Raw genomic sequence first — 358 nt, 5'->3', positions numbered from 1 at the left:
TAATCAAATGTTTTACCTAGTCATCTGAGAGCTCAAAGCTAAGCTTTTCGCTCGCGGATATCTTACAGATATCCTTCTGTTACCACCCAGATGTTTTCATTCAAGTAAGCTTGATTCAAACATCTGTGGGCAACATCAGATGCCCTTTGATTATCAAGTGGAGAATACGAGATTCGAACTCGTGACCTCCTGCTTGCAAGGCAGGCGCTCTCCCAACTGAGCTAATCCCCCATTTATACAATTTATGTTAAAAGGTATGGGCTTAAGTGGACTCGAACCACCGACCTCACGCTTATCAGGCGTGCGCTCTAACCGGCTGAGCTATAAGCCCATCTGTATTAACTTTTTAAATCTGGCA

General features: G+C 43.9%; 2 tRNA genes. Both read right to left on the bottom strand.

Annotated elements, in window-relative coordinates:
* Positions 1-158: 158 nt before the first annotated feature.
* Positions 159-231 (bottom strand) — tRNA-Ala (locus ACQRD1_RS14605).
* Positions 232-257: 26 nt separating this feature from the next.
* Positions 258-331, bottom strand: a tRNA-Ile gene (locus ACQRD1_RS14600).
* Positions 332-358: the final 27 nt, after the last annotated feature.

The sequence above is a fragment of the Bariatricus sp. SGI.019 genome, assembly GCF_050315235.1.
GTDB lineage: Bacteria > Bacillota > Clostridia > Lachnospirales > Lachnospiraceae > JAFBIX01.
This window is presented reverse-complemented; position numbering and strand designations above follow the sequence as displayed.